Annotated in this window: 20 protein-coding genes; 3 read left to right on the top strand and 17 right to left on the bottom strand. The window is 38.1% G+C overall.

Going from position 1 to position 22,065, the window contains the following annotated elements; genetic code table 11:
* Positions 1-169 precede the first annotated feature (169 nt).
* From AC25Y6_RS13260 to AC25Y6_RS13250, 3 genes are all read right to left on the bottom strand, one after another.
* A complete protein-coding gene (locus AC25Y6_RS13260) occupies positions 170-349 on the bottom strand; it encodes a 4-oxalocrotonate tautomerase (RefSeq protein WP_482104075.1) in 180 nt (59 codons plus the stop codon).
* 27 nt (positions 350-376) lie between these two features.
* Positions 377-1,165: a 2-keto-4-pentenoate hydratase gene (locus tag AC25Y6_RS13255; protein WP_488143357.1), complete on the bottom strand. Its 789-nt coding sequence runs from the start codon at positions 1,163-1,165 to the stop codon at positions 377-379.
* Positions 1,166-1,237: 72 nt separating this feature from the next.
* The gene (locus AC25Y6_RS13250; protein WP_482104077.1) at positions 1,238-1,879 is read right to left on the bottom strand and encodes an alpha/beta hydrolase; all 642 of its coding nucleotides are present in this window, start codon (positions 1,877-1,879) and stop codon (positions 1,238-1,240) included.
* Positions 1,880-2,083: 204 nt separating this feature from the next.
* Between AC25Y6_RS13250 and AC25Y6_RS13245 the strand changes: the two genes are divergently transcribed.
* On the top strand, positions 2,084-2,350 hold the full coding sequence (locus tag AC25Y6_RS13245; protein ID WP_488143356.1) for a hypothetical protein: 267 nt from the start codon (positions 2,084-2,086) through the stop codon (positions 2,348-2,350).
* 216 nt (positions 2,351-2,566) lie between these two features.
* On the opposite strand, the gene AC25Y6_RS13240 is transcribed toward AC25Y6_RS13245, so the two are convergent.
* Positions 2,567-3,016 carry a PilZ domain-containing protein gene (locus AC25Y6_RS13240; protein WP_488143355.1) on the bottom strand — a complete coding sequence of 150 codons (450 nt, stop codon included), beginning with the start codon at positions 3,014-3,016 and terminating at the stop codon, positions 2,567-2,569.
* 66 nt (positions 3,017-3,082) lie between these two features.
* Complete coding sequence (locus AC25Y6_RS13235) at positions 3,083-5,104, bottom strand: sensor domain-containing protein (RefSeq protein WP_488143354.1); 2,022 nt, start codon at positions 5,102-5,104, stop codon at positions 3,083-3,085.
* Positions 5,105-5,542: 438 nt separating this feature from the next.
* On the opposite strand from AC25Y6_RS13235, the gene AC25Y6_RS13230 reads away from it, so the two are divergent.
* Positions 5,543-6,895, top strand: coding sequence for a trypsin-like peptidase domain-containing protein (locus tag AC25Y6_RS13230; protein WP_488143353.1), 1,353 nt, complete (start codon positions 5,543-5,545; stop codon positions 6,893-6,895).
* A 213-nt stretch (positions 6,896-7,108) separates the two neighbouring features.
* Here the strand turns inward: AC25Y6_RS13230 and AC25Y6_RS13225 are convergent, their stop codons facing one another.
* The 12 genes from AC25Y6_RS13225 to AC25Y6_RS13170 form a co-directional block, all read right to left on the bottom strand.
* Complete coding sequence (locus AC25Y6_RS13225; RefSeq protein ID WP_488143352.1) at positions 7,109-8,524, bottom strand: short-chain fatty acid transporter; 1,416 nt, start codon at positions 8,522-8,524, stop codon at positions 7,109-7,111.
* A gap of 396 nt (positions 8,525-8,920) precedes the next feature.
* Complete coding sequence (locus tag AC25Y6_RS13220; protein ID WP_488143351.1) at positions 8,921-9,943, bottom strand: histidinol phosphate phosphatase domain-containing protein; 1,023 nt, start codon at positions 9,941-9,943, stop codon at positions 8,921-8,923.
* A gap of 13 nt (positions 9,944-9,956) precedes the next feature.
* Complete coding sequence (locus AC25Y6_RS13215) at positions 9,957-10,736, bottom strand: DeoR/GlpR family DNA-binding transcription regulator (protein WP_488143350.1); 780 nt, start codon at positions 10,734-10,736, stop codon at positions 9,957-9,959.
* 43 nt (positions 10,737-10,779) lie between these two features.
* Positions 10,780-12,120 (bottom strand): MATE family efflux transporter, encoded by a 1,341-nt coding sequence (locus AC25Y6_RS13210; protein ID WP_488143349.1) that lies wholly within the window; start codon positions 12,118-12,120, stop codon positions 10,780-10,782.
* Positions 12,121-13,011 (bottom strand): metallophosphoesterase family protein, encoded by an 891-nt coding sequence (locus tag AC25Y6_RS13205; RefSeq protein WP_482104085.1) that lies wholly within the window; start codon positions 13,009-13,011, stop codon positions 12,121-12,123.
* 11 nt (positions 13,012-13,022) lie between these two features.
* Entirely contained in the window at positions 13,023-13,919 is an 897-nt protein-coding gene (locus AC25Y6_RS13200; RefSeq protein ID WP_488140932.1) for a carbohydrate ABC transporter permease, read from the bottom strand.
* 60 nt (positions 13,920-13,979) lie between these two features.
* Entirely contained in the window at positions 13,980-15,671 is a 1,692-nt protein-coding gene (locus AC25Y6_RS13195) for an extracellular solute-binding protein (RefSeq protein ID WP_482104087.1), read from the bottom strand.
* Positions 15,672-15,697: 26 nt separating this feature from the next.
* Positions 15,698-16,606 (bottom strand): ABC transporter permease, encoded by a 909-nt coding sequence (locus AC25Y6_RS13190; protein WP_482104369.1) that lies wholly within the window; start codon positions 16,604-16,606, stop codon positions 15,698-15,700.
* A gap of 89 nt (positions 16,607-16,695) precedes the next feature.
* Complete coding sequence (locus AC25Y6_RS13185; RefSeq protein WP_488143348.1) at positions 16,696-18,189, bottom strand: CehA/McbA family metallohydrolase; 1,494 nt, start codon at positions 18,187-18,189, stop codon at positions 16,696-16,698.
* Positions 18,167-19,309: an ABC transporter ATP-binding protein gene (locus AC25Y6_RS13180; RefSeq protein ID WP_482102171.1), complete on the bottom strand. Its 1,143-nt coding sequence runs from the start codon at positions 19,307-19,309 to the stop codon at positions 18,167-18,169. Before AC25Y6_RS13180 ends, AC25Y6_RS13185 begins: the two co-directional genes overlap by 23 nt.
* 361 nt (positions 19,310-19,670) lie before the next feature.
* The gene (locus tag AC25Y6_RS13175) at positions 19,671-20,225 is read right to left on the bottom strand and encodes a DUF6241 domain-containing protein (RefSeq protein ID WP_488143347.1); all 555 of its coding nucleotides are present in this window, start codon (positions 20,223-20,225) and stop codon (positions 19,671-19,673) included.
* Positions 20,226-20,423: 198 nt separating this feature from the next.
* Positions 20,424-21,785, bottom strand: a complete 1,362-nt coding sequence (locus tag AC25Y6_RS13170; RefSeq protein WP_488143346.1) for a catalase — start codon at positions 21,783-21,785, stop codon at positions 20,424-20,426.
* Positions 21,786-21,864: 79 nt separating this feature from the next.
* Here AC25Y6_RS13170 and AC25Y6_RS13165 point away from each other — a divergent pair, with 79 nt between their 5' ends.
* A complete protein-coding gene (locus AC25Y6_RS13165; RefSeq protein ID WP_488143345.1) occupies positions 21,865-22,050 on the top strand; it encodes a hypothetical protein in 186 nt (61 codons plus the stop codon).
* The last annotated feature ends 15 nt before the right edge of the window (positions 22,051-22,065 follow it).

The following is a 22,065-nucleotide window of genomic DNA, read 5'->3' as shown; positions in this document are numbered from 1 at the left end:
TTCCCTTCATTACATCCAAACTTTCCAAAGCTTCCTGTAACGACTTCTTCAAAGCTTGCGCTAATGTTTTTGCGTACTGTACAGTAAGTTGGTTATTGTCGCGGCGGTACAAAAGTTTATCGATAACACTTGTATGGGCAGGCTTTATAATAACTACTTCATTTTCATTTTACGAAATTGGCTTTCCAGCTTTACCCCAATGCGTTTTAGGTATCTCAGTGACAAGCACTCTAATATTTTCTACTGGCGCATCTAATGTTTCAGAAACTGTTTGCGTAATATTCCCAATCAATTCGGCAACTTTCTCTTTCGGTCTGCCTTCTATAATACTTACCTGGATTAACGGCATAAAATTTCTCCTTTCTTACACTAGAATTTATTCGGTTACAGTAAATGATACTTCACCAAGACCATCGAATTTACCGCTGACTACATCGCCTTTTTCAAGTAACACGGCTCCAGTGAGTGCACCTGATAAAATGACGTCTCCTTTACGGACCTTGTCGCCCTTTTTCGCAAGCATATTGGCGAGCATCGCAATCGCATTTGCAGGATGACCGAGAACCGCCGCTCCTGTTCCTGACTCCTTCAACTCTCCATTTATCGTTAATGTAGCGCCGATTAAATCGAGTTCGAATTGGTCTGGACTTTTCAAAGTCGTACCAAATACGACTCTCGACGTGGAAGCATTGTCCGCCACTACATCAGGTAGTGTGAAATTGAAGTTTTCATAACGGCTATCAATGATTTCCAGCGCTGGAACAACCGATTCGGTTTTCGCCAACACTTGTTCACCTGTCACACCAGGTCCTACAATGTCTTCCCCAATCACAAATGCGATTTCCGCTTCCACTTTCGGATGGATTAAATCACTAAGAGAAACCTCTCCTCCGTTATCAATCAACATATAATCGAAAACGTATCCATAAATGGGTTCATCGACATTCATTTGCTGCATTTTAGCTTGAGACGTCAATCCCATTTTAGGCCCAACAATCTTGCGACCTTCAGCCAACTTCATAGAAACCAGCTCTTGTTGAACGAGATACCCTTCTTCAACTGTTAAATCGGGCTTCAAACGGGCTGTCACTTTTTCTATTTCACGCTTTTCTACTTCTCCTGCAACTAAATAGGTAGCAATTTCTTTTATTTGATTTGCATTCATAGATATTTCCTCCTTTTTACAACGTATAAGTTTTTTGTTTGGAGCGCTCAGCTTTCATGTAAGCAACCTAATTCAACGTATGGTCTCAGTCAGCCAGCGACTAAGATCGTTTTTATTAGCCTCTCCAATTTTATGGCCCGTCGGATAGGTTTTATAATCTACAGTGGCGCCTGCTTCTTTAAAATAGGCATCATTCTTTTTCCCGACTTCCGGCGGAAAGATAGTGTCTGTTTCGCCGTCTGATAAATAAACTAAAAGATGATCAATCGGTTTCATTGGATATTCCTCCACTACAAAATCTGGAATATAACCATTCATGGAAACGATGCCTTTAATTTTATCCCCTAGTACTAACGCAAGTGAATTGGATAATATAGCTCCTTGACTAAAGCCGCCTAAGTATATTTGTCCACGGTCAATCGGATAGGTTGCGCATGCATATTCGATAAAGCTTTCCAAGTCTTTCATGCTTTCGTCGAAAAGGCCCCGATCCGGATTTCCGTATCCTTTCAAACGGTAATACGCATATCCTTTTTCATGCTCCAAATGACCTCGGATGCCAATTAAAATAAAATCCTCTTTTACATCTTCAAAAACACTTAGCATATGTTGTTCATTGTAGCCAATGCCATGTAGAGCAAATAACACAGGTAGATTTTTTCCTGGTTCAATCTTTGATGGCATCATCACTTCGTACTCAAATTTATTCACCATTTTGTCCCTCCTGGATACATTTACTGTAGCATTCAGATTTTTATTTTGTAATATGACATTCCCCAAATTAATCTTACCAACTATCAAATTCCAATTGCACATAATGGTCGTACTATGTTTTAATTACCTAAAATTTTTTTCACGAAATAGTACATATTTGAATATATTAAACACAGTACGTGAAAGTGATTGGAGGTTAATAGTTTGAATAATAGCAGTTTATTCTTTTCCAATCAAAATCAAGATAGTCAAAATCAAACAGACAGTGAAAGTGCTAAACTTGCTGTCATTGCAGGCGTAATAACTACATTTGGGGATGCCCTATCCACTTTGGCAGCAGTCCTAGCATTAGAAGAAGCACGGCAAGAACAAAATAATGCTGGAGATAGTAAAAATATGCAAAAACAGATTGATTATTTAACCTCTGAAATAGAAAAAATGAAAAGACAGATGAATTCACCTTGGAAATAGAAATCTACTCCCTATTCATACATTTTTGCTAAACATCTTTCGAGATGTTTTTTTATTAAAATTCTTTATTGTTAGTTACAGAGCTATGAATCCTACTTTATATAGTTCGACAAAACCTGATTATTATCCTTGTTGGACACAACCTCAAACAAATAAATACCCATGCCATTCCAGTGCATTCCCCAATTAGTTTGACCAACAAACGCCTTAGAAATCCTACAATTCCTTAAAGTATTTCCCCACGCTGTCTATTATAAAAGAATGACCCGGTAAGAGAGGGTCATTTTTCAACTGCAGTTGGAATTGATTGAAATGCTTGATAAAGTATTCTCTTTCCTTCTCATCCACCATAAATTTAATACCATATTGGTTGAGGCTTTCCTGTTCTCCATCAAACGTAATTGTCCCATAAATAGTCATTTTTTCGTTCATTATGGTTAGTTGAAATTTCAATATAATATCCGACCTTACGGGAAGTTTAATGTTCGATAAAAAACGTAATCCGCCCGGTCCTATGTTTTCAACTACTATTTTTGTATTTCCCAATTGAACCTTTTTGCCATTCAATTCGGAGATCGTCATAAGTGCTTCGAGTGGATACTTAAAATCAATTCTAAAATACTTTCTTTTTTCTTTAAATGGTATAGATTCAATTTCAGGATTCAATTGCCCTGCAAGTAACTTGATGATATTTTCTTCTGAAACAGGCCTGCTAAATAAATAACCTTGAATTCAATCGCATTGTAAATCAGCTACAAATTCCTTCTGTTCTATCGTTTCGATACCTTCCGCTACCACTTTTATGGACAGCCTATTGGCTAACTGAATAATTGAAGTTACAATTTCGGCGCTATCCTTATCGGTAGGTATGTCCTTTATTAAGTCTCGATCTATTTTCAATATGTCCGGTTTGATATCTCGCAAACTTTTAAAAGAAGCATAGCCCGTACCGAAATCGTCAAGGGAGATTTGTATACCCATCTCTTGCAATTTCTTTATTTTCCTCAACACTTTTTCTTCTTGATCCATTAACGTACTCTCAGTAATTTCAATGTTAAGCCATTTTGGATCTAACTTGTTTTCTTGTAACACATTAGAAATCATATCCACCAAACCTGTTTGTAAAAACTGCACAAGTGACAAATTAACAGAAACCTGAATAAAATGCCCGGCATTGTGCCATAAGCATACATTCTTGCAAGCTGTCCGCAATACCCATTCACCGATTCGAGTAATCAATCCCGATTCTTCAGCCAGCGGAATGAATTCATCTGGAGGAACGATTCCCCAATCGGGATGATTCCAGCGGATTAGTGCTTCTACACTAGCAATTTGATTCGTCCGCGCATGTACAATCGGTTGGTAATAGACGAGAAACTGATTTTCTTCTAACGCTTTCTTGAGCTCATTTCTTAATGAAAAAGTCTTATATGTGCCGACATTGGCGGATGGTGAAAAAATTTTATATTTATTGTTTCCCGCTTTTTCCGCAAGGTACAATGCTAAACTCGCATTTTTCATCAGCGAAACAGCTTCATCTCCTGATTCAGGGTAAATACTAATCCCAATACGCGTTGTAATGGAAAGAGTGTAGTCCTTAATGTCAAATGATTGCTCAAAAACCTGCAGTACCTCTTCTGCAATTTGTTCAATTGAATGAGCTTCTTGAAGGTTTGTTGTTAAAATCGCGAATTCGTCTCCGCTGATTCTCGCTATCATTTTGACGTTTTTAGTAAGCGTATTTTTTAATTGCCTTGCGATTTCAATTAATAAAAGATCACCGATATCATGACCTAATGAATCATTTAAAAAGCCAAACCCGTCTAAATTAAGGAACAAAACGGCGAATTTGCGCTTATCGACATTCGCTAGTCGGATTTCAAGATCCACCCCATTTTCAAAAGCTCGTCGATTTGGTAATTCAGTTAAATAATCATGGTAAGCCATATAGTGAATTTCGCGCTGCTGCTCTTTTAGTTCAGTAATGTCATGGATATTGCAAATGATCCCATTCACACTTGGTGTATTGAGGAGATTCGTATAGATGACCTCAACATCACGCCATTCCCCATTTTTATGCTTTAATTGAAGCTCTACCGTAAAGGGTGTATTAGCCCGATTGAGAACTTCTTTGAATTTGCCCTTTTTCGATTGAAGGTCATCAGGATGCATCAAATCAAAAAAGTTTTTCCCGGTAAGCTCCTCCACTTTATAACCCAGAACTGCTTCAATTGATGGACTCTCAAAAACGATTGTTCCATCTGAATCGAGGATGCCGATAATTTCATGAGAAAAATGGATTAGTGATTGTAGTTTTTCTTGCATTTCTTGTATATCCTGCTTCAATTCTTGTTTATCGGAAATATTATGTGTTAATCCATATATACCGATTACTTCGTCATTCTCTAGTTGAATGGGTGTCAGCGTAACATCAACATGAATAATTTCACCATTTTTATTTAAGACTCTATAGTTTACATATTGAGCTTCTCCTTTTAGCACGTTGGTGAAATAGCCTTCGACCCTTTCTACATCTTCTTTATATATGAAATTGCTATACTTTCCCCCAATAATATCTTCAACGTTAGCTCCCGCTAATTGGTTACTCCCTCCACGGATATGCACAATTCTCCCTTTTAGATCAATAACGAAGAGAAGAATATCAGGAGATATTTCAAAAATTTGAGGATATGAGCTTTTTTCCTCTTCCAAATAAGCCATTAACTTTTTCTTCTTTTTCATTCGTGAAAACAAGTACCCCCCTCCTTACTAGACGTAAATTTATATTGTTCAAAGTGGCTTTATTATTTCATAGTGAAAGACACCTAAAATGATAATGCTAAATTTCGAGTTTTTCCCACAACATTCGAGTAATTAATTGGTATATGTAAATAATAAAAGTATTTCGGCAAATCAACTCTCTACATAAATTTACCGTCATTCTCAGATTAAGTCAACGATTTTTATGCTATTATACCTATTTCAAAAACCACCTAATTCCATAGAAATAGATTTCGAAAGTACTAATTGATATCAAATAATCCTTGTATGCAGACTGATAACTACACGAACATCTGACAGCCCCCATAATTCTAAGCTTTCCTTTGCATGGATATATTTAATTCAAAACACTCTTTCAATTTGAGTCGAATAGGGTGATACTTATAGTAATAAACTACTGGAGGTATGGCCATGTTTTGTCAGAAGTGTGGGGGTAAAAACGAAGCTACTTCACTGTTTTGTGGCAGTTGCGGTACTTCTATGAAGAAATCCGGAAAAAAGTGGTTGTGGATAGGCATCGTCTTTACTGTCTTCTTATTGGCAGGAGTCGGATATGTGCTTGTTCAAGTGTTAAACGACAAGAAGCCTAGCGAAATGGTTCAGAGCGTGGCTGTGGAAAAACCAAAAGAAGTGGAACAGGTTGTGCAGCCTGTTGTTAAGAAAGTGGAACGTGTACAAAGTCTTGAAAAAGAAAAAACGGCAGTTATTAAAGAATCGTTGCCAAAGGTCTTTACGATTTTCACGCAAGAGGGACTCGGATCCGGTTTCCTATATAAAAAAGGCGGACTGGTCGTAACGAATGCGCATGTTGTCGTCGGTTACACGGAGGTTATTGTCCGAGATTCGAGCGGCAAGGACACACCTGGGCAAGTCATCGGCATATCAAATCTTTATGACGTTGCATTGATACAGGTTGCGGACTATGTAAACGCGGAACCGCTCTCTGTTGAAATGCAAGAATCTGCGATTGGAACCGAAGTGATTGCGCTTGGCAGCCCCCAAGGATTTGAAAACTCCGCTTCTGTCGGCTATTTGACAGGCATTAATCGAACAATTGATTTTGAATTCAGCTATGACAATGTCTATCAAGTCGATGCACAAATTGACCAAGGAAGCAGTGGCGGTCCACTGTTAGATGCTAAATCTGGAAAAGTAATTGGCATTAACTCACTTCTTTATACAAATAAAAACAATTTTGCCTTCTCGATACCCATGTATAGCATGGTCGACCTTTTGGATTCCTGGGCTAAATCCCCTATGACGAATCATCAAGTTGCCGAGGTATTTGGTTTCTATGATGAGTACGCCGATGTTAGTACCACAACGGAAGCGGAAGACAATTACGAGGAGTACGTCGAAGAGGAAGTCGTGGACGAAGAAGTCCCTGTCACCTCTACTGTCTATTTCGATGAAAGTGAATTGGAAAGTTTCATCCTCACGTTTCGTGACAATTATGCTATGGCCTTGCAAGATGAAGATTTTTACTGGATTCAAGACATGGTGTTGCCCGGTAGTGCGGCGTATGGTGAACTGGAGGACTATGTAGCAGAGATTTCGGGTCAAGGAATGACATTTAATTTCACAAACAATACAGTCACTGGGATTGAAATTCTCGACGAAATAGCTTATGTATCGACACTTGAACAATTCGACTTTACCACAGCAACAGGAGAACTCATCTACTACGAGCGTGAAAAAGACTATACAATCATTGTTGATGAATTCGGGTCCTACCAGATCACGGATATTTTCATTCATCAATAACAGGTTTCTAAGACGCAGATTAATGAAGGATACCTGTACTTGAAAAATCATAAACAAAAAACCAGACATTCGCCAATGTCTGGTTTTTTGTTTATGAATTTAAGGTGCCTGGTTCTAGTACAATTCCGATTTGTCTCACAACCAAGCAACCGTTACTCGGGAATATCTAAATGCCTCCCGCTAGAGTTCCCAAGGGTCAAAAATCTAGTAAACTTATTCAAAGATAGGAGCTATATAAGGCATTGTTTTTGCCAAAATCCATACTAGGAATAGGACCACGGGTGCGTGGAATATCAATTGTAAAATGGAATATCCGGCAAGGTCTTTTGCTTTGACACCCAAAACACCCAATAAAGGCAACATAAAGAATGGATTTATCATATTGGGTAGTGCTTCTGAAGCATTATATACTTGTACAATCCAGGCCATGCTCACATTTAATTCTTTTGCGGCTGCGAGCAAGTACGGTGCTTCCACAATCCATTTTCCACCGCCTGAAGGGAGAAACAACCCTAAAATGGCTGAATATATCCCGGCAATTAGCGGAAACGTATTTTCAGTTGAAATCGATAGAAAGAACTTCACTGCCACATCATTCAGTCCTGAGTTCATTAAGATTCCGAAAATTCCTGCGTAGAGAGGAAACTGAATGAGCACACCACCAATGGCAGGTACTGAATTGGCAACTGAATTCAAGAAGTTTCTTGGTGTCCAGTGCAAAAGCAATCCTAACATTAATAACATGAAGTTGTAATTGTTGAGATTAAGAGCAGCGATTGGTCCTGTTTGCGCAATCACATTTATAATATAAATCGAGCCGATACCGACCAATAAAAGCGTTAAGATAGGGCTGTATTCAAGCCATTCTCCCGGCCTTTCAGCCTTCTTTTTTTCCTTATCAAGGGAACCAATTCTCTTATAATCAATACCAGCCATTTCGGCAGTCTTCGCTTTGTCTTTACCAGGGGCAGATACATAAGCAATCCACACTGATAAAGTGATTAGAACAACGATCATGACTAAGTTTTGCCAAGTGAAAATTGTTTGCGACATCGAAATCGTACCACTGATTTCATACAAAGCTGGCGGAATTGAAGCTTTCGTCGCCATTAGCAATGCGGCTGAAGAAGAGAGGCCTAGTGCCCAAACACTTCCAAGCCCAAGGAATCCTGCCGCGCCCATCGCACGGTAATCGACACCGTCGACGCGTCTGCTAATTTCTTTAATAAGAATTCCACTAAACACCAAGCTAAATCCCCAGCTTATGAGAGATGTAAACATAGAAAAGAACGCTACAAAAGCGACTGCTTTCTTCGGTGAATTAGGAATTTCAGCAAGTTTTGCAATTAATGTATGAACAGGTTTAGAAGAAGCTACGACGTATCCAGTAATAATAATAAAGGCCATTTGCATTGTAAAAGGTATTAAGTCCCAATAATGAGTACCAAAGTCGACACCAATTTCAACGGGAGTCCGTCCCATAAGTAAGGCAACAATTGCAATTAAAACGACTGCAATTACCGCAAAAATATACGCATCAGGGAACCACTTTTCACTCCAATTCGCTAGTGAAATCCCCAATCGCTCCATAGCGCTTTCCTGTTTTATATCTTTTTTCTTGTTATTCAACGACACGCACCCCTCACTCTAAGTTGTTAAGATGTAAAAATTCGTTTCATCTCGTTGCGTCAATCGCAAACTATGTAACTGTCCCCAAAATATGAATTCATTCCCTCCCTTAGCAGTCCCCAATGATTGATATTACAGTTTATTTGAGTATATGTAAAGTTCAAAAATGGAATCCTATTTAGTGGAAGGAGCGATATATATTGTTAAATTATGACACTTCAAATTTTAATTAAAAAATTAAAATATACCAAGTAAGTGTTTGTGTTTGTCTTCCTCTTTTAAACTATGCAATTGCATTGTATTCTCTGATTAGTTTTGCTCACAACACACCTAAAAAAACCAGACACTCCCAATTTGTCTGGTCTTTTTATAATGCAGTTTTAATGAGTTACCTAGTTAATACGAAACAACGAGATGATCATAGTGAAAAGGTTTCATGACTCTTTTTCTATCCGTAAAAGTCACTACCTCTTTAACACCTTTTTCAATTAACATACTCTTAATTTGATCTGCGTAAATACCTACATCATTCGGGTAGTGCGAGTCAGATGATGTAGTGAACTTTACCCCTTCCGCTATTAAGATATCCAAAAACTTAGGACTTGGACATAATTCTTTAACAGGATAGCGGTAATATAATCCTGCATTGACTTCTGTTGCTACATCATTTTCAACTAACACTTTCGCTACGTCTTTATACACATCGACCAAACTTGTTTCAGGAGGTCGGTGATTAAAAACTTTTATATTATCTAAATGCGCGATGAAATCAAAGATTCCGCTCAACGCAGCTTTTTTGACTGTTTCAAAATGATTTTTGTAAAGCTCATTTACATCGTATAGTTTAAATCTATTTTGGAGAGCAGGGTTATCAAATCCCCATCCATCGTAAAAATGAACAGACCCAATTACATAATCGAAGTCAAAGTCACTTAAGATTGATTTTAATTCATCTTCTCCGCCAACAAAATAGTCTGCTTCTATTCCTAACTTCAGTGTCACACCTTTTGACTTCCACTCTTTTTTTGCAATCGTTATGAACGAAACAAAATCCTGTAAACTTCTTACCATCACTTTATCTAACCAATCTGCTTGCTGCTTACCTATATCATCCGAACGCACATCTATGTATCTAGTGAAGTAATCTCTTGTTTCCTTAAATCTGTATAAATGATCAACAATACCTACTTCTTTAATCCCTTTATTTAATGCTTCTTGCAAATAGAAGTCCAACCACCATGTAGAGTATTCACTTTCATCTAAACGTTTACTCATCCTATCACTGGATTCGACCAACCATTCTTTCGTATGCTTACTTTTTTGACTTGGCTCAAAATGCTCCATTGCTTGCAAACTTTTTTCAACAAACGATTCCGAGTAAGGTCCTTCTTCAAGGTGTATATGATAGTCTACTTTCATTCGATTCATCCTCCTATTGCAAAACTGGATCAGTAACAGATATCCACTCATATCCACTTTCGAGCCAGTCTAACGGTTTTTCTTGATCACAAATGATTTTGGTTAGTTTGGAAATCGGACTTACTTCGAATACCGATTTTTTATTTAACTTGGATGAATCGGTAAGCAAAACGGCTTCTTGACTTTGCTGAATCATGACTTCTGATATGAGTGATTCATCCATATCAAAATCATAGACAGCGTCTTTGGTCACCCCACCACAAGATATAAAGGCCTTGTTAAAATTAAATCTTTTTAGAAATTCAACGGTGTATGTGCCTTTCACAGATGATTGTTCAGGATGCGTAATTCCAGGTAGCATAATCACTTGTCCTGAAATACGTTTTTCTTCAATCGCTAAATTAAACCGAATGGCTGCACTCAAAGAGTTCGTTACAATCGTTAATGATTGGATATCTTCAATCATGTCTGCAATGTGAACCGTTGTCGTACCTACATCTACCACTATCGTATCTCCATGCTGAATGAGCTCCGCGGCCTTTTTGGCGATTTCCAACTTATTCTCATAGTTTAATGACATTTTACTATCATAGACCATCTCTTTTTGAGTAGGTATAAAAGGAACCGCCCCACCATGAATACGTGTCAGTTGTGAATTCATCTCAAGATCTGCCAGATCTCTTCTTATCGTTTCGGGGGTGACATTTTGACTCTTTGCAATATCGGCGACCATTATTTTGTCGTACTTTTCCAATTGACTTAAAATAAACCGGTATCGTTCGTCTTTATTCATCATGACATCCTCCCTTACAGCTGTTCTTATCTATACAAAATTGTCAATCCACCAGTATGTTCAAGGTTTGCCAATGGCCTTTTTTCCAGCGTAAAAATAACAATAAAGCTCGAATCCACTCATCTACTATAAATACAATCCAAATTCCTATTAACCCGTACCCTAACCAAACGCCGACGATAAAGCTCATCGGAATGACAAACCCCCATACTACAATAATACTGATTAATACAGGATACTTCACATCTCCCGCTACATTCAAAGTTGAAACAAGGATCACATTTGCTGTTCTAGCAGGTTCTAATAAAACACTTAGAAAAAATAGCGGAATCGTCAGTTGAATGATTTCTTCATTTGTGGTGAATAAGGTAATAATAAATGAAGATAACAATGCAATCACAGCTGTTAAAGTAGTGGTTGCAAGGATACTCTTCATTAATAACTTCACTGAAAAGTTGTAAGCCATATCCTTCATATTGCTGCCAATCAGCTTACCAGTTATGATTTGAGCTGCTTGCGATATTGCCATTGAACATGCAAATACCATCGAAGTAATTGTTTGCGTATAAATCTTCGCTGTTATCGTAGCAGCGCCCAAACTTGCGACAAAACCTGTGATGATCACTTGCGATAAGTTGTAAGAAACATGTTCTCCGGCTGAAGGAATGCCAAGTACAAGTACTTTTTTTATGACTTTCAATTCAATACTTTTCCAATTTATAAAACCAAAAAGGAGTTGCTTATACTTCAAAAAATAGATACTCAGGATAATCATACCAATCATCCGGCTTATGTTGGTCGAAACTGCAACACCAAAAACGCCTTCGCCGAAAATGGTTATGGGTGTAAATAAGACTGTATAGTTGAATATAATATTTAATACATTAATGAATATTGTCACAGACATCACAAACTTAACCATCGAATAACTTCTAAAAACACTTCCCATCAAACCCATAATGGATTGAAAAATGAGTCCATATGCGATTGTTTTTAAGTAAATCGATGCTTCGGCCATTAAGTTTTCTGGTGTTTGAATTAATTTTAGTAAAGTTTCGTTGAAAAAGAGTAGTATAGTCATCATAATGATAGTGAAAATGACATTTAAATATATTGCATGTGTAAATATTTTTGCGCTTTTTTCCCTTTGATCCGTACTTGAAAGTTGGGTTAGCTGAATCGTTGTTCCAATATTTATAAATCCGTATATCATAGTTGTGACGACGATTAATTGATTTGCTAGCCCAACGGAAGCAACACTATTATCTGAGTACTGGCTAAGCATTAGCACATCCATGTTACCTAGTAATAGTTGAAAAAATTGCTCTACTAATAAAGGAATGAATAGATATTTAAAATTAGGAATTTCTTTGAAGTTTTTCATTTACTTATAATTTCTATAGTTGTTCGTTTCAATGAGATATGTCTGAAATAATTGTTTGTGATTCATCTCGATTACACGGGCACCACGCACAAGCTCTCCATAACACTGAAACCCACTCACTCTACCGTAGCCTAATTGAATGCCATGATAATCGGCAACAAAGTCGTTGTCATGATCATGGCCACAAAATACGCCTGCAATATGTCCGTTTAGTAATAACGACGTAAATAATCCCGTATTGACCATAGGTGAAGAGATACTCTCATATCTTTGACCATTTACTTTTCCATGCATGCATGCATCTTTATATTCCGGAAGTGGAATATGTAAAAACAATAAATCTTGCTTCACTTCGTTCTCCCTATTCTTATATAACTCGGAAACTTTGTTAAACCACGTCACTTGGTCAGGATGGACAAACTCATATGTACCAATCTTTAACGGGTCAATTGCACCACTATCAACTAAGTAGAGTACATGTGAAACATCACCTTCATTGGTATTAATTTCAACACAATAAGAAGCTCTATCCTCAACAACATGCAAATGCTTTTTCTCAACCAATTGTCCAATTTTTTCTTCCATCTTTCGTAATTGCGTACGTGTAATGCCTTCTTCTGCATCATGATTACCGTATGTAATCGCTATTGGTTTATTTAATGCATTTAATACGTCTACTAATGCTTCAAAACTTTTTTCAGGACCTGGTACACCTTCAGACCATATTAAATCTCCTGTAATGACAATTAAATCCGGATTGGCTTTCTCAGTCATTTCTTTTAAATGATTAAACGTAAGATCATCATGATCATGAAATGGCATTGAACCCACATGTAAATCCGTAAATTGCAAAATCCTGAACTTCCCTTCTTCTCCCACAGTAAGTTTCATCATTCAACCTCCTATTCTTTAACTGAACCAATATTTACACCTTTCACGAAATACTTTTGGATAAACGGATAAACCATGACGATTGGTGCAACAACTATGATTATCGTTGCCATCTTCAACGAATCACCTGTTACCGTTATATTCTCTAAAGCTGCATAGGCACCAGAGTTTCTCAACAAGCTATCGGCTAATGCTTGTTGACTCGTTAACATTTCTTGAAGCAGCGTTGCGAGTGGTTTAAGGTCAGGATTTCTAACATAGAAGGACCCCGAGAACCAATCATTCCAATGACCAACAGCAGTAAATAGGCCAATTGTAGCGATCACAGGCTTACTCATTGGAAGAATGATTTTCAAGAATATTTGAAACTCAGTGCAACCATCGATTCTAGCTGCTTCCTCAATACTGTCTGGAATTTGATAGAAAAACGTCCTCATGATTAAAATATTCCACACACTGTAAAGGCTTGGAATAATATATACCCAAATCGTGTTTGTTAATTGGAGCTCAGTTAAAACCAAGTAATACGGTACAATTCCTCCACTGAATAGCATCGTGAAAAAGACGAAAAATGTAATGAACTTTCTTCCTGGTAAGGTCTTTGTTTTAAGTGCATAAGCTGCCATTGCAGTTAAAAACACACTAATAACCGTTCCTACTACCGTTCTAAACAAACTTATACCAAATGCACTCAGTATGGCTGATTCCTTAAATACCTCTACATAGTTTTCAAAGCTAAAATCTCGAGGGAAAAAACTGATTCCGCCACGCTGGGCATCCGTTCCATCATTAAATGAGAGGGCTAGTATATTCAAAAAAGGGAGAATGATTGTTAAACAAAGTAGAACCACAATGACAATATTTAATATTTTAAAGAAACGCCATGACTTACTATGCCCATCTGACATGCCAACCCCTCCTTAAAAAGGAGCTTGCTCTCTTTACTAAAGAAAACAAGCTATTTAGTTTTAAAACTTAATTGTCGTTCCTGATTTTTCTTTTTCCTCGATCAGCTCTATATACTCATCTAATCCAGCTTTTTCAAGTAACTCTTTTGATTGTTGTAGAATTTCTTTCGCTTCTTCATCCGTTTTACTATAGTAAGCTCGCAACAAGTTTTCATTGTACGTATCTAAAGCGATATTTAAATTGTCACCATTGTCAAATTCAAAGATAAATGATTTAGAAGTCGACCCATCAATTACACTGGCATTTGCAAATTTTTCATCATAATTCCATAGTTCAATTATTTTTTGAGAAGCTTGTTGATTGTCATTGGCTATACTTTCGCCATATTCATATTCACCGAAATCCGCCATATTATCGATATCCGTATAGCCAAGATGCTCAGCCCAATAGGAGCCAGCGCCTCTGAAACCAAGCTTCGCTGCTTCAGCTGGATCATTTTCTTTTAACGCTAAAACTTCTTCATTCACAATCGGATTTCCATCCTCATTCAACGTATAATCTCTACCCTCAATTCCATATTGACTTAATAATTTCCCTTCACGACTTGCTAAAAAGTCGGCTAACTTCACTACATCCTCTGGGTGCTTCGTTGTTGTAGGAATTGACCATCCGGCATATCCAGATTTGTAAGACAACTGCATTTTATAATCGCCGTTCACTGTATCTATAGGTCCAAGTGGAACATATTTCATGTCATTATTTTGTACAACGTAATTATGCATATCAGAAACAATACCGAACGATTTGTTTACAATGCCTTCTTTCGCTCTGTTTTCTTCCATCGTGAAGAACTCTGGATGTAGTAGCCCTTCGTTTAATAATCCTCTAATAAATTCGACTCGTTCTAGTCCGTAAGTTGTTTGTGATTCATGCTTTATTTTTCCAACTTTATCTTTTAAGAACTTCTCACCTGTTGCACCAGTCCACACTAGGTCATTAAAAATAAAGTCTCTGTCTTGTCCACCCCATGCCGTTGGACCAATCGGTGTTATTGGTTTCCCATTATTGTCTTCGAAATTACCTTCCTTTATCTGTTCAGCTAATTCACGTAGCTTTTCCGTTGTGTCTATTTCTGCTGGATTGATGCCTAATTCATCAACGATGTCTTTTAAAATATACGGTCCTCCAACATATTTACGAGTTACTGTACCTTCCTCACGTGGGATTGACATATGTACAAAATAGCTTTCTTTGTCAAACTCATCCCTAAACATAATATTGTCTCTTGTGTCTTTCGGTAAGTAACCTTCTTCAAAATACTTACTATAAATAGTTGAGTTTTGTAGCATAGGCGTTAAATCATGGAACATGCCCTCACGACCAGCCTTTAACAATACTTGCATTTCAGGTCGTCCACTATGATCTAAATAATAGGCGATAAAATCTGGTAAATCACCCGCGGCCAACCCTGAAGTCAATGCATCCGTCGAACTTCCAGTAATCCCTTGTAATTCTAATGTAATTCCTGTTTTTCTCTTTAATTCTGCAGCGATTTCCGGGTTTATTTCTGCAGATGTATCTCCTGCGCCCTGAAACACTAATCCTTTTATTGTTCGGTCAGCAATCCATGTATCTGGCGCTCCCTCAGGCTTTTCGCGTCCCGCGCTGTCGTCTGTATCATTTGAACAGGCAGTGAGTAATAAAACACCCGCCAATAACAGTATGAATAATCGATGTGATAACCTCTTCATTGTAAATTCCTCCTTGTAATTTTCATTTACCATAACGATGTATTAAACTTCTTATTTGCAAAACGATTGACGACAAGTACAACGATCAATCCGATAACACCTTGCATCATTCCAATTGCTGTCGCATAGCCAAATTGACCGCTTTGAAGTCCAGTACGTATTACGTACGTGTCGATGATTTCGGAAACCTCTGTATTTCCAGGCGTTTTCAACAGGTAGATTTGATCAAACCCAGCAGATAGAATATTTCCTAACGAGAGAATAAACAAGATTAAGATTGTTGGCCTTATCCCCGTTAGTGTAATATGCCAGATTTGCCTCCACCGATTCGCTCCATCAATTGCTGCAGCCTCATATAGAGCAGGGTTAATACCAGCAATCGCTGCAAAATAGATAATTGAATTCCAGCCAATGTCCTTCCAAACGTAACTCCAAAACATTATTGGATGGAAACTTGCCTCATCCATTAAGAAAAACTTGCTTCCATCACCGCCGAAAAAGGACAGTGCCTGATTAAACAACCCTGTGTTTGGTGCTAAAATACTCTGAAGTATTCCCACAACCACTACCCACGATAGAAAGTGGGGCAAGTAAGTAATACTTTGAAAAATCCCCCTGATTTTATCGTTTTTTATTTCTTTAAACATGAGTGCCAAAATAATTGGAAATGGTAATGCTAGGATTAATTTCATCGAACTGATGATGAGTGTATTTTTTATAAACGTCCAACTTTGAGGATCTTGGAAAAACCGTCGAAAGTATTCTAGCCCAACCCAAGCACCACCAAAAATGCCTGTATCAAATCGAAACTCCTTAAATGCCAGTACCATACCAGCCATTGGTAAGTAAGAAAAAATGATGAAGAATAGGATACAAGGTAAAAGCATTAAATATTGCGCCCGATGCTGCCATAAATTTTCATAGTTGAGCTTCATTGGCTTAACTTTCCTTTTTTTCTTTCTCAACGGAGTTGAATTCCCCATATATTTCCCGGTTGTGACCACCATGTAGTAAATCCTCCTTCCTAATCGCTTTTTTGATTGTCAGCAAAATAAATGGGGTTCGTTAATAAGATTCGATTGAGATCATGGTCAAATGCAGATACTCTTAACCATTTCAGCTCATTTATTCCTTTTAGATTAAGAGAATAATTCGTATCTAGCTGATCACTTTCATATAACTCTCCCAAATTTGATTCTATTTTAACTATATTCACATTTTCTGCGTTGATCAGTCGAATGCGTATTTCCAATGCTCGCATTTCATCGATAGTAATCCTGTCTCCGATTGTCCATTCATTGTTAATGACAAATTCGATTTTCGGTGAAAGCGTCATATAACTTCTGCCGAGTTTAACTGCATGTAATATTTCATCTTCAGTTGCATTTTTTTCTGCCTCCACATACAAATAGGCAGGTTTTTTTGTTGTATTAGAGTGATGCCAATCCCTTCCGCACGTGGCAGCCATTTCAATACCGTCATTTAACAATTGCGTCCATTTTGCAACGGCATCTGCATTTGACAACGAATCGTGGGGGTCTTCTGAATTCCATACTTCTATAAAATCTATATATTCAACAGTTTCCAAAACATACTGCCATCTACAGCCTGTACAATATGGACTGCCCACATCAAAAGGATGAGCGATCCCAATGACTAAACCTTGTTCTTTCATAACCTTTAGTTTTTCATTAATATTAAATCGATCAATTAAGGTCCAATCTAACGGCTTTTGATTTTGATAGCCTAATGTTAAGAAGTGACCATGTAATGTCGTCATTTCAATTCCTTTAATCAATTGGATTGAATGACTTTTAATTGATAGTTCATCAAATGCGCTTAACGTATTATGATCTGTTATCGCTAGCCAATCGATTTTTTGCTTAATGGCTTCGTTTACTAATTCTGTCGTTGTATGTATTGCGTCACTATGTTGTGTATGTGAATGCAACTCAACTTTTTGATAGGTAGAATGTGCTTTTTTGTTGCGTTGTCTTTTTAAGGGCTTTTTTTCTTTTTTCTCTATTTTCATAGGCAGATGAACGCTTATTTCATCTTCATATAAGGCATGGATTGTACAAGTAATCATGGTCTTTGGCGTGACTAGCGCATGTAAGTTAAAAGATATATCCCAAAATCCAGGTTCGATTTTCCCTGTTCTCATACCTGGTGAAGAAGCTGTGTTGTTAATGACAATCGTACTTGCCGGCTCAAACCGATGGCAACTTCCTTCATATCCTTGACTTGAACTGGCTGAAATGGTGATTAAGTTTCTCACGGATTGAATATGTACTCTATCTGAAGAGGCCATATTATTTTCTTGTTGAAACAAGGAAAACAATTGATCGATATTCGATTTTTCCTTTTCCTCGCTTGGTGAATAAGAGTATTGAATAACGAGTTCTTGCGTCGACTTTGGCACTTCCACCCTTAATAAAACATGAGATTGATGCGCATCTGGGGTAACTGTAATCTGATAGGTTCCTAATGTTTTTTTAAATAGCGACAACTGTTTCATCTGCGTTCATCCCTATCGAATTTAATTCAATTCGTTCCGTCGAGTCTTTATCAAAAAAGTGTATATGGTCAAAATCGAATACCATTTCAACTGCTTGGTCAGCATCAAATGGTTCAATCATATCTACTTTCGCAACCAACTGTTTTTTATTCAAAGTCACGTGTAAAATGGTCTCGGATCCTGTTAGCTCAGCTAACTCAACATTCGTTGTAAAATTGTATCTCGTGTCGTTTACACTCTCTTCATCGCAAATATTAATATGTTCAGGTCTTACACCGATGACAATGCTTTTATTTACATATCCTCTTGCTTGTAAATGATTAATTTGATCAATCGGGAGCGGAATGATTGTTCCTGCTACATCCAATCCACTGTCTATTAATGTCCCCTCAATAAAATTCATCGCAGGGGCACCGATAAAACTACCAACAAAAATATTGTTCGGTTTTGCATAAATTTCTCTTGGCGTTCCGACTTGTTGAATGACACCATCTTTTAATATGACAATTCGAGTTGCCATGGTCATTGCTTCCGTTTGATCATGGGTAACGTAGACGGTTGTTGTTTTCAATTCTTTATGTAGCTTTGTAATTTCTGCACGCATTTGAGTTCTTAATTTTGCATCAAGATTAGAAAGGGGTTCGTCCATCAAGAACACTTTAGCATCACGTACAATTGCTCTTCCAAGGGCTACACGTTGCCTTTGACCACCTGATAACGCCGCTGGTTTTCTACCTAACAAAGATTCAATGTCTAAGATTTTTGCTGCTTTATGCACACGTTCTTTTATTTCTTTTTTGGGTGTCTTTCTTAATTTCAAAGAAAAGGCCATATTTTCATATACAGTCATGTGTGGATACAACGCATAGTTTTGAAAAACCATTGCAATGTCTCTATCTTTTGGATGAAGACGATTTATGACCTTATCATCGATGAGTATTTCACCTTCACTAATACTTTCCAATCCGGCAATCATTCTCAATGTTGTAGATTTCCCACAACCTGACGGCCCAACAAATACAATAAACTCCTCGTCATCTATGGATAAATTAAAGTCATTGACCGCTTTTACACCGCCACTATATTCTTTTGATAAATTACGTATTAATAATTTAGCCATGGTGCCTCCCAGGTACACTTATTTTTTCCGTTTCGTTTTTGTTTACATCAATAATTTATCAAACAAACATTAAGCAAATGTGTTGCTAATGTAAATAGTTTGTTAATGTGCCTGTGAATAAAACCCTAAAATGGCTTCTACTGCAAGATAAGTTCATAAAATTCAAGCGTTTTAGGCGGGTCGGGATTTAGTTATGTACTCTCCTTCTGCCCCTTATCGGTTTGCTCTAGCCAAAGTGAACGCGACACAATTACCGTCAAATCAAATGAGAAGATATGTTTTTTTGATAACGGATGAATCTCATACAGAAATCAGTTTCTTGATATTCGTTTATTTAAACACAAAAAAGTAACCCCAGTTTTTAATCTGGGGTTACTTCTTTGACTTCAACTTTAAAATGTTTTTTAATGAATTTCCTTTCTTCCTGAGCACTCAAGATACCTGTTGCTCGTCCCACAGTCCCTTCTTGAAGTTCCCAAATGGCGTTATGATCGTCATCTGCCTGTGAGAAATCATTGTTTGACCAGCGCGTAAGGATCCGCAAAAATGTGTCTGCATGCTCATAGTTGAATTCGTTTTCGTTAACGACCTCTATCAAGCGTTTCACACGGTCTTGAGTTAAAGGAATGAAGCCCCATTTATCAGCTGCTTGCACTTTTTGATGTGACATGCCATGAATCGCATCTTGCACATCAAATTCATCCATCGAGCTTGGGAATTCCTCTTCAATTGGTTCTTTTCTAACTTCGTCAATTTCAATGACTGTTTGAAAATCTTCCCCGCCTCCACCTTTTGGATCAGCGGTCTTTTCTTCGATTGTTACATTACCTTTACTGAATTGATGGAAAATTAGATAGGCACTTAAGCTAAGTACAACGATTACAAGTGCTATGTATAAAACCTTTTTATGTTTCATGAAACTGCTCCCTACTTAATTGTAAAAACAATAGCGATATTTTATTATATCATCAAAATTGCCAGAATCGTTTTTAGTGCTTTCTCTTTTAAGTCCTGCAAATGAAAAACCAGACAGTGGTAATTTGTCTGGTCTTGATTCCTATCGAATAACATTGTCTTGAACTTTCTGAGTGATTTTGTGCACACGCGCCAAGCCTTAACCTTTTTTCTGCAATTCAATTGCCTTTACAACCCGTTCTCCCAATTCCGGAGACGCGTTGTGCAGATACGTCAAAACGATGCGTAGCGTTCCAGGGGATATGCCGGCGAGATCAGCAGAAAGATTCGTTATTAGGTGCTCTTGCTGCATAGGGGGAAGCGCATTATAATATTGCCCAGCCTGCGTAAAATCATCTTGTTTTGGCAAATCGGATCGTACGAGATGACCTTCCACGTATCTGCCATTTCCACTTGTCACTTGTGTTGCAGGCGTCCAGTCACTCTGATGATTGATGGGGATTTTGCGGAAGTTGGGTCCGAGCCGCCGACGCTGAGAATCCGAGTAAATATTGGCGCGCCCTTGCAGCATTTTATCATCAGATAATTCGACCCCATCCAAAAGATTCGACGGTGAAAATGCCACTTTCTCCACTTGTTCCATATAGTTATCCGGATTTTGATTCAACATCATTCGGCCAACCGGGATCAACGGATACTGCTGTTCATCCCAAATTTTCGTATCATCCAATGGATCAAAGGGTAGAGTGGTTGCGTCTTCTGGATTCATGAGCTGCACATAAAGCCCATAGACAACGGGCTTTCCCGAAGCGATTGTGTCATGTAAGTCCTTACCTGCAATATCCGGATTCTCACAGTTCCACCTGGCCGCTTCTTGAGCGTCTATATACTGCTCCCCCGCCTCAGGAATCCAGTGGTATTTAACATAACTGCGAACGCCTTGCTCATTCCTCCAAACGTAGGTGTTCACACTGTGACCAGGCATGTGGCGAAAGCTTTTTACTGTGCCTGCATCAGAGTACAGCCGAACAACGAAATGGGTTGCTTCTGGCGCTGTAGCTACGAAGCCCCAGAATCGTTCGGGATCCATCAAGTTATTTACCGGCGAGGGTAGAAAAGCCTTAATGGAGTCCGGAAAGCGTATGGCATCTCGTACCAAAAATACAGGGATGTGGTTGAAGACCAGATCAAAAATACCCTCTTCTGTATAAAACTTAGTAGAAAACCCACGCACATTTCGTGAGGTATCCGGCGTGCCTTTCGTGCTTACGGCAAACGAAAACCTCACCGTAACCGGGACTTGCTGCCCGGGATTTTGTAAAAAGCTAAGTTTTGTGTAATTTGCCATGGAATACACTGTCTGAAAATATCCGAAAGCACCAAAGCCTTTCACATGAACGGGTCTTTCTATAATTTTTGTATGGACAAAGTCCTCCAATGTTTCATGCAAAATACTGTCCTGCTCCAGTACAGGACCTCTTTCACCCACAGTCTGTGAATTTAATATATTTCTGTTTAGTTGCGTGGGAGAGATTGATTCCCCTCCATGGTTTTCTCTCATAGTAATTCCTACCTCCTGTATCCACATATTAATTCTGTTAGATACAGTATTATTTATGTGAGGGGGTGGGCGATTATGAATGGGGATGGATGAGTGGACGGGTAAAAGAGGTTGGGAGTTCGCTTTTGTTGGAGGGTTTGCAGGGGTGGTTGGACACTTCGCTGAGTTTGTTGGAGACTTCCCTGTTTGTTGGAGACTTTTCAGGGTTGGGTGCGCACTTCTCGAAGTTGGTTGGACAGTTGCCAGGCTTGATTGGACACTTTAGTAAGGTACCAAAAAA

The sequence above is a fragment of the Sporosarcina sp. Y1004 genome (assembly GCF_057669665.1).
This window is presented reverse-complemented; position numbering and strand designations above follow the sequence as displayed.